At 45.8% G+C, this 8568-nt stretch carries 7 protein-coding genes; 2 read left to right on the top strand and 5 right to left on the bottom strand.

Annotated elements, in window-relative coordinates; translation table 11 throughout:
• Positions 1 to 441: 441 nt before the first annotated feature.
• Positions 442 to 972 (top strand): hypothetical protein, encoded by a 531-nt coding sequence (locus IQ256_RS27490; protein WP_193858882.1) that lies wholly within the window; start codon positions 442 to 444, stop codon positions 970 to 972.
• A gap of 435 nt (positions 973 to 1407) precedes the next feature.
• Here the strand turns inward: IQ256_RS27490 and IQ256_RS27495 are convergent, their stop codons facing one another.
• The 5 genes from IQ256_RS27495 to IQ256_RS27515 form a co-directional block, all read right to left on the bottom strand.
• Entirely contained in the window at positions 1408 to 1902 is a 495-nt protein-coding gene (locus IQ256_RS27495) for a PD-(D/E)XK nuclease superfamily protein (RefSeq protein WP_193858883.1), read from the bottom strand.
• Positions 1903 to 1921: 19 nt separating this feature from the next.
• On the bottom strand, positions 1922 to 2776 hold the full coding sequence (locus IQ256_RS27500; protein WP_193858884.1) for a DNA adenine methylase: 855 nt from the start codon (positions 2774 to 2776) through the stop codon (positions 1922 to 1924).
• Between the two features lie 167 nt (positions 2777 to 2943).
• The gene (locus IQ256_RS27505; protein WP_193858885.1) at positions 2944 to 3960 is read right to left on the bottom strand and encodes a Shedu anti-phage system protein SduA domain-containing protein; all 1017 of its coding nucleotides are present in this window, start codon (positions 3958 to 3960) and stop codon (positions 2944 to 2946) included.
• A 1817-nt stretch (positions 3961 to 5777) separates the two neighbouring features.
• Entirely contained in the window at positions 5778 to 6638 is an 861-nt protein-coding gene (locus tag IQ256_RS27510) for an SAM-dependent chlorinase/fluorinase (protein WP_228025345.1), read from the bottom strand.
• A gap of 419 nt (positions 6639 to 7057) precedes the next feature.
• Positions 7058 to 7417 carry a hypothetical protein gene (locus tag IQ256_RS27515; RefSeq protein ID WP_193858886.1) on the bottom strand — a complete coding sequence of 120 codons (360 nt, stop codon included), beginning with the start codon at positions 7415 to 7417 and terminating at the stop codon, positions 7058 to 7060.
• A 367-nt stretch (positions 7418 to 7784) separates the two neighbouring features.
• Here IQ256_RS27515 and IQ256_RS27520 point away from each other — a divergent pair, with 367 nt between their 5' ends.
• On the top strand, positions 7785 to 7940 hold the full coding sequence (locus tag IQ256_RS27520; protein ID WP_193858887.1) for a hypothetical protein: 156 nt from the start codon (positions 7785 to 7787) through the stop codon (positions 7938 to 7940).
• The last annotated feature ends 628 nt before the right edge of the window (positions 7941 to 8568 follow it).

Consider the following 8568-nt stretch of genomic DNA (forward strand, 5'->3'; position numbering starts at 1 on the left):
GTATCGGGCAGAGTGAGGGCAGCGGCTTCGGCGATTGCTTCTGACCAGGCTTCTTTCAAGGGGGTGGCAGAAGTGGGGGAGGGTGCCATGCTTGAAACGGGAATCGATGAGACAGGACATTAAATGGCTAGCCCTGCTGAGAGCTACCCGTGGTGAATCTTAGCTTGCTTCTTGACAGAAGTTTCATTCCTGAGATGCGCGATTCTCTTTTGTAGGTTGCGCGTCGCCCTTCATAGATACTCAGAATACACAGCAAAGACAATGCAATACAAGCGTTACAGCCCGTTCATGAGAGGACTCTGAGAATTGACTGGGTGCTGTCGTCCCATTCTCTTTACCTACGCTCAGTTACCCCTTAATCCGTCCTCAGCCGACGCCTTTGAACTCGTGGCATTCTCAAATCAATGAAGCAAACACATTGATTTCCCCAGGAGCCACCTCATGAAAAACATCCTCTTTTCCGCTCTCGCTCTCGCTGCCACTACGTTAACTTTCGCGCCTGTTGCGAATGCCGCTGAGACCTTTCCCTCTTCTTCTATTCAGGAACGTCGCTTAGAGTTCCTCGATACGCAGACTAAAGCTGTTGAGAATGTCCAGGCGACACGGCTTGAGTTCCTCGCAAACCAGACTAAGGCCGTCGAAGACGTTCAAGCAACTCGCCTTGAGTTTCTAGACAGCCAAACTAAAGCCGTTGACGATATCCAAAAGGTTCGCCTAGAGCACCTCAACACCCAAACCAAAGCGATTGAGAACATTCAGGACGCTCGCCTTGAGTTCTTAGAGAACCAGACCAAGGCAGTCAGCAACGTTCAGGCAACACGGCTTGAGTTTCTGAACAATCAGACTAAGGCGGTCGGCAACATCCAGGCAACTCGTTTGGACTTCCTTAGCAACCAAACTAAAGCCGTAGACAACGTCCAAGCCGCTCGGCTTGACAGCCTCGATGCTCGCACTAAGAGCACACTTCGATAAGCATCTTGCGATCGCTCTTGGTAAGACAACTGCCAAGAGCCGTGGCCGTTATCAGCAGCACCAGGCCGTCCTCTCTTGGCTTATTGCTGCTGCTTGTTAGGGTTGGATGCCTTCCTTATACTCTGGTGAGGGTTCCATGCTTCATTGGCTGGGGCATCCTTTTCTCTTCACACACACAAGCCTAGAGGTGGCCAGATGCTCTCATTAACGAGTACGGCTCACTCTAGGCTTTTTACTGTGTGGCTCGACTACTTAAGTTCCCTCAAACCAAGGCCAAACGAGCCTTTAAGCTGTATACTCCTCGCTTTAGCAATCTCGGATCGGGAAAGCGATAGCGGAACCATTCTCGATTGCGATCAGGCAGTTCAAAGCCCAACTAATTGCTCGATATTTGGGCTTCACTAAAAGTCAGGCAAAGTCTAGAAATCTAGCGTCTTACCGCAGCGTCCTATTCGCCCAAGTCATAAATTCTTCGATTGAGAAGACCCGAATGTTTTTCTGCGGCATATCTAGTGACACGTACTTTTTCTTAGCAACGGCTTCCTTCAACCAAGGAATTGCACCAGGCTTCATGCCGCCACCTCCAGCAATGATGATGATATCCGTCTCTGGCATGGACTCGATGCAGTTGAGGTACAGATAAGGTAATTTCTCATCTACTGAACCGCTCGACTGCTGCCATTTGCATTCAATACGAACATTGAGCCCGAATAGCTCAGACTTAATCAGAAACTCTGTGTAACCGTTTTGGTTATAGATTGTCCTATATGGAACATGCTTCAAAAGCAACTCTGTTCCATAATTCGCAGGCTTTTTCTTCCAGGCACTGTAGGCAACTACCTCAAAACCGTGGGCCTCGAAGGTCGGGACCACAGTTCTTTCTAGTATTCGACCCTGGTGGTTGGCGGTGCCGCCTTGAGTTCTTGCCATGCGATCGCCTGTGCCTGAGTTAGTGTTCGTAGTTAGTGACTACTACTTCTGGTATCTTTCCCCGCTTTCCAGCATTACTGTTAATGGACCGCGTTGCGTAGACAAACTCTATATTGAATTCGGCATATAGATCGAGGATCAACGGTGCCGATGAGTTTGACAGCATAAACCGGATAGACCGCTCATCAAGAGCACGACAGAGATCGCGAAGTGCGTACTGCATGTCTACATCAAAGCCACCCTTTGTATAGCTAGTGAACTTAGCTGTAGCACTCAACGGCGCGTAGGGTGGGTCGAAATATACAAAGTCATTAGCTCTGATCCGCCTTCTGACAGAATAGAAATCAGCCACCTCGACTACGGTCTTCTGAAGGGCGGCATGACAGGCATACAGATTTTCTGAGTCAAGGATAGCGGGGTTGCTGTATCGTCCGAATGGCACGTTAAACTGCCCTTTGGAATTTACTCGATAGAGGCCGTTATAACAGGTCTTGTTGAGATAGATAAAGCGGCTCGCTCTCTGCACATCGGTCCAAGTCTCGTATGCTGAATTTCTATCAGCACCTCTGACCTCATAGAAATAGTCCTTCTCGTAGACATGCTGACCCAGATCTTCAATTAGTTCGTCAACTTTGTCGCGAACAACCGTATATAGGTTCACAAGGTCAGGATTAATATCGGTTAAACAGGCCCGCTGCGGCTGGAGACGAAAGAAGAGGGCACCACCGCCTAAAAAAGGCTCATAATACCGACTGAAGTCACCAGGAACACGCTTAGCTAACTCAGACAGAAGCTGCGTTTTTCCTCCTACCCACTTTACGAAAGGTTTGGGTGAGGCAGTAACTATAGGTAGTATTTCCGTGGCATTCACCATTCAGACAGGAGACCCTCTATTACAGACTTAAGGTGCAGTGTACTCATACTACTGGCTGAAGCTGTATAGTACTAACGATCTATTATGCGAAATATGTTGACTTGGCAAAAGCCCTGTGTGCCGAAACTTGCTAGCGCACACAGGGACAGGCGGTAGAACTGGAAAATCTATTCAGAACTTGTATACTGGGCTGAAATGACTCGTAGTATCTGTTCACATTGCGATAGAAGGTGATCGTACGTCATGAGAGTTAATCCATGAAGGCGACGATTCAGTCCATGAAGGGCACGAACCTCTTCCTCGCGCCACTGGTTAGAACGTCCAATAACGATAATTGCGTGGGGATGATAGGCAAGAATATGCGGATGATCGCGGAGACCCTTGATGGCTTCTTCCTGAAGTACGTCTAGATAGCGATGAGTCTGTCCAATTGCTGCCGAGACGTCAGGAGAAAAGTAGTAGTTCTTGTGCGATTTATCGTACTTAAGCACTTGTACATCAGGTCGCTTCAACTCGACGATGTCGCGAAAGCCTGAGACTGTATCTAGAAGCATGTCCACTTGATCTCCAGCAGAGATTCGATGAACCAAGTCACGAGGAATATATCCGTGACCAAAGGCCCAACCATGGCGATCACACCACCCTTGATACAAGCTTTCAGCGGCTTCTCCGTTCTCCAGATAACCGCGTAGCTCGTCAACACCTCTTTGCATCTCAGCTACGCGGGCTGCGCTACGAAACACCGAAACAAACTCTTCCGTTAGAGCAGAGACCGAAATCTGTGAAGCAATCTCCTTCTCACCAAAGGTAGTGATGATAACCGAAAGAAGATCGTTGATCTCGGTCAAGCTCAGATTAGACAGCCATTCTGAGTTAGTACGCAGCGGAATTGAGACTTGCCCTGCGCCAACATCGCTATCGTGAATGGTCCAAAACAACTGCCGTAGATCACGAAGCGTCGTTGTACTCATGCGAAAAGCTGCCGCCGCCGCTGATACGGTCTTGTATGCTCCAATAGCCTTCTCTATCTCCTGCGTGGCTCTGGCACCGCCTACATGCCGTCCCCATGCTTGAAATAAAACATTGCGTGCCTTACCTGAGACGACGCTGCCGGGTCTGTGCCGCTCGGATAGCTTCTCAACAAGCTCAGCAAACGTCCAATCAGGATCGTAAGGAATATCCATCTATGTCTTCATTTTCACATCAGTTCCAAAGAGCATAAACCACACCTAGCATTGTCAAACTCTAGAAGAGACTGTCAACAGGCTTAAGTAGGTGCACACTGATTGCTAAATTAACGACCGTTTTTTTGATAAAAGAAGCGCACTAGCGCATCTGTTTTCGTAAGATAAAGACCTCGACTATAAACCGTCGTATACAGAGGTCGAAGGGTGCATGGGTGAGACAAAGCTAACACTTCATCTGTATAGTTCTACTACCGTAGATTAGCGCTCACTGATGGATAAACTCAAGTTTGCTCTTGGGCCGTATGAGGTGTTTTCTGCCATCATCGGAGGGTCACCATTGATTCTGGCGCTCTTCCTGCTCTACAACCCGGTCGGTAGCCTTCAAGATACGCTTCTTAGTGTCAAGGATGAGCTGTCACTGCCTTTTGTACTTTTGATAGGTTTTTGCAGTTACATACTAGGCGGCTCTATTCAAGGAATAACCTGGAGATATTTTTTGCTGTTGTGTAGAGCTTTCCGTAAAGACTATAGCTACTTCGGCAACATGATTGAGAAGCGAAATGCTGCACTTTCGCAAGCCTACGAACCAGCAGCGATCACAGCGCTAGATTTTGAAGATAAGCTGGTTTTACGGCTACGGGACAAGATAGGAATTCCTAAGAAACATAACTGGATGAATTCTAGGCTGGCCGCTTACTTGAAGGCTATCAGTAGCGAAGCTGTTGTGACATCGGAGTCATACCTAGCAAGTCACATTATGCACAGAAACTTGTCTTTTGGATTTCTGCTTCTACCTGTCGTTATAGTGACTAACTTCTTTCAAGGAGGGTTTTCGTTTGAGAGGGTACTACTCATTTTCTTATCGATTTTCATCGCCTATATGTCGTTCTTTCGCTCTTTAGCATTTAAGCGGTGGCAGAATAGAGAGCTATTGCTGGGCTTCTACTTCTCCACAGAAAATAGTACGCAAACATCTAGCAAATAGCTTTGCGAGTAAGGCTTGCAAACATCTGATTGGCTTCAATACGTACAGAGTATAGTGTGTCTTTAACAAAGATTCTAGGAGCGACAGAATTGTCTCAAAACCCGTATAAACCATCACTTATGAAACACAGTGCGAAGCCGCAAAGGTAAAGCACACTTGCATTTCCTACTTTATAATCGATTATAAAGTAGAAGTGCCAGAAACGAAGATTTTCGGAACGATACAATTGTCTCAAAAATAGTATAAGTCATCACTTCTAAAACATGTTGTTGCGAAGCCGCAAAGGTAGATCATACTTGAGTTTTCCACTTCATGATCGGTGATAAATTCGATGTATTAGAAGGGAAGGGATACTGATACCCCATTTCCCCTCACTCGACATGACGACGGTTCAGACGTAGGTTCGTCTCCTAGCCTTGTTAGCTCACCTAGAGTCGTTGACTCGTTAGAATCTCAAGTCGTTGGCCCATTTCACCCCGCTTTACGGATTGATGCTCAGTCGCTACTGCAGGGGTGACGGCGCTGGTTCTGTGCTCGACCAGTCAGGCTTCCTATCGAATGTGAAGTCCAACAGGGTACTGATCCGACCTCTAAGTTGTCTAGGTTCTGTTGAGCCTCGCTAGCTGTACGCCAATTCGACAATGAATCGACTTCCCAGCTAAACGAATCGCACAGCGTAGCTGCGATCAAGTGCAATAAGGCCGCAAAGTGTTAGCTAGGCAAGCTCCCTCACATATAAGCGAGAATGGGTAGGTCATGCCCCACCCATTTTGTGAGATAGCTTAGAAGAGCAAACTACACTGGGTTGTCGCTTTTTGATGCCAATTTTCTATGCTGACTGGTAGGTATACTCCCAACCTAACAAATCGGTTGTCTTACGTGCTCCGAGGTAGGTGATTGTCTGACCAGTCTTTGGTCTTCCAAACTTTTCCCATGCACTGCCTCCTCGAAGGAATAGTTCCATCAGCCTAAGACGTCCTGTACCATCAGCCTGTGGCCATCCGGAGCTTCCTGGGGAAAAAGCTAACGTGCCATCTGGCACAGAGAAGCTGCCATCAACAAAAACAGCTTTATTGGCGTAACTTCCAATCTTAAAAGAGAGCTCGGTACCGGGCTGTAATTCAAGACTCTCAAAAGGAATGGACGTCTTTAGATTTCCGTAACCATCATTCCACAATATGCAGTTGGATGGAATATCAGGAATTGTTTCTAAGGGGATTTCAGCTCCCAACAAGCTGAAATCCCCTTGCACCAACTTTGCTAATGCGTCAGGAAAAATGTCCCTTGAACGAAACTGCGAACCAGATGCTGAAACATTAACTTCATGAAGACACGTGACATAGTCTTTAATTAAAGACAGGCAATGTCCCGAATTAACGCCGATCACGATCACATTATTTTTAAGCCGTGCAAAAGTAAGTTTTTCTCCTTGATTATCTGTTCTCGCCTTTAGATTGTCTTTTCTAGGAGCGCAGTTATGAAACAGGACTCTTCTTCTCAAACCGCTATTTCGACCTAGCTGTGCGATTAGAAAAGCTGTAGCCACTGTGTCAAAAGGGTGAGTGGATATCGTGTCTATAGGAGATAGAGGAAACTCTTTTCTAAGCTGCTGCTTGACTTCAGAAAATGCTAGATCTCCTATTCCATAGTCTGCGATAACTGTGATTGACAATGTTTGTGCAAAAGTCATGATTAGCATGTCCTTAGTGAATGGGAAAAAGTATGCTTTAGATGTGAGAGAGATGCGACTGTTGACTGTTTGTCGACAGTCGCAGTGAAGCAACTCTATTACTGAGTTTTTTGCTCTTCGTTCTGTGGCAGAGCATCAGGAGATCGGGTTAGACAGATGTTGTCTACGTAACTAATTTGTTCTGTGTCAAACAAGATTAGCTTGAGAGTGCTAGAACCTAGTCCTAGAAGAAGAACTAAGACACTGATAGCAATCCGTTCTGTTAACTTTATTGACACAGAGAAACTGATTTCCTTTCCTTCTCTGTTAGAATTGAGGTGGAACAATGTTTTCTGCGAACCCTAATAAGGTCGCTCTAGACATCTGTGGATTGAGGCATCAGCGTACCTGCCGATGCCTCAATTTTTGTGGGCTACTCGTTAGGCTATCTTCTGTAGTTGAGAGGGACTACGGTGGACAATGAGCGTATTTCCGTATCTGGCAGTAGCCAAAGCAGGTTGTCCGACCAAGATTGTTTCGGATGAGTTTTCTACGACTGCTTGATAAGGAATACCTCCCGCGACAACCACCACTTGTCCCTTTTTCTGAGCGCTAATTTCTCCACACGCGACCACTTCTACAGGAGACGGATAGATAAATAGCTTTAAGCCATTTATCTTCCAAGCGTGAGACCGTTCATCGTAAATGGGTCTTAGCCTGGGGTTGTTTGAGATGAAGCGAGAAGTTGAGGTTGATTGCGAAGTTCGTTGCCTGCGGGCAATAAATGAAAGCTTATTCATGTTTGTTGTTTCCTATATCTACTGGGAGGCGTGGTAGGTTTACCTGCGACGATTCTTGCCGCATCATCGCAGGTAGATCAAGGGCAGCATAAGATGCTGACTACAGTGAGTTAGTAAGCTTGCGATTTTCTAAATCAAGTAGTGTGCGATGCTTTCTGACCAATTTATTTAAAGAGCCAGAGCCTATCAAGAGCAAATGACCGGATAGATTAGCTCGCAGATGCCTAGGATCTGTACAAATGTGAGTCAACTGCCCTTCTGCAAGTAAGAGGTGTGTTGAAAAGAGTAGGTACTTGCAACGGTCACATCGATACAAGAAGCTTTTATCCTTCAGAAGAGCCAAATAATCTTGAGTCGAGATCTCAGAATGGCAACGAGCAAACAGGATAGAAAGCCAGGCGTCTATCTCTTTACTGACGTAAGTTCTGGTCTCTTTTTGATACCGCTGACATTCAAAGACATTGAGGACGTAGTCAAGCTGGTCTGGGGCAAGATTGTGCTTGTTCAAGACGCTCAATATTGAAATGGTTTGTTCTGATTTAATAGTCATGAAAGTTTCTAGATTGTGTTGTCTTAAGAATGAGCTTAAGTGTGATTGAGTTAGATCTCTTAGCTCATGTGGTCCAGCTTATCTGTGGTGAAAAAGAAACGACAACCCTCTAGATGTTGTGAAAAACATCATAGATCTGCCCAGAAATAGACAGAAGTATAAGAAAGTCCAAAACCTCATTCTGAAGTTAGATCCTGTTTTAGGCGACTATTTGCATAAAAGTGACTGAATTTCAGCCAAGTACAAACGAACTGTCCTAAAACCGAACTTTATTTTGTCCTAAGTTATGTATTTTTGTCTTAAATATGACTAAACTTACTTGGTTATACGTTTGACAACGTATAAAAATATGCTGATTGGAAGTCCAATTAGAGTTGAAAGCTCATCAAACACACAGTCTGTACTCGTCGATAAAATATTCACAGTTCTTAATATTTTCTTGATAGATAATGTTCCTGATTTTCTAGCGGTTCTGGGGTTTGAGTAGTAACGGAACAGAAAACCACGCTAAGGCCAGAGCCCTCTCTACCGCTGGGTTTTAAGCCTAGTAAAAAGGCTCATTTGGGTCATCAGGGTTCCGTAATGGCCTGAACCCACCTTC

Source organism: cf. Phormidesmis sp. LEGE 11477 (assembly GCF_015207105.1).
Taxonomy (GTDB): domain Bacteria; phylum Cyanobacteriota; class Cyanobacteriia; order Phormidesmidales; family Phormidesmidaceae; genus Phormidesmis.

Coding starts and splice junctions, on each gene's coding strand:
- IQ256_RS27490 (WP_193858882.1), top strand. CDS start 442: ATGAAAAACATCCTCTTTTCCGCTCTCGCTCTCGCTGCCACTACGTTA.
- IQ256_RS27495 (WP_193858883.1), bottom strand. CDS start 1,902: ATGGCAAGAACTCAAGGCGGCACCGCCAACCACCAGGGTCGAATACTA.
- IQ256_RS27500 (WP_193858884.1), bottom strand. CDS start 2,776: ATGGTGAATGCCACGGAAATACTACCTATAGTTACTGCCTCACCCAAA.
- IQ256_RS27505 (WP_193858885.1), bottom strand. CDS start 3,960: ATGGATATTCCTTACGATCCTGATTGGACGTTTGCTGAGCTTGTTGAG.
- IQ256_RS27510 (WP_228025345.1), bottom strand. CDS start 6,638: ATGACTTTTGCACAAACATTGTCAATCACAGTTATCGCAGACTATGGA.
- IQ256_RS27515 (WP_193858886.1), bottom strand. CDS start 7,417: ATGAATAAGCTTTCATTTATTGCCCGCAGGCAACGAACTTCGCAATCA.
- IQ256_RS27520 (WP_193858887.1), top strand. CDS start 7,785: ATGGCAACGAGCAAACAGGATAGAAAGCCAGGCGTCTATCTCTTTACT.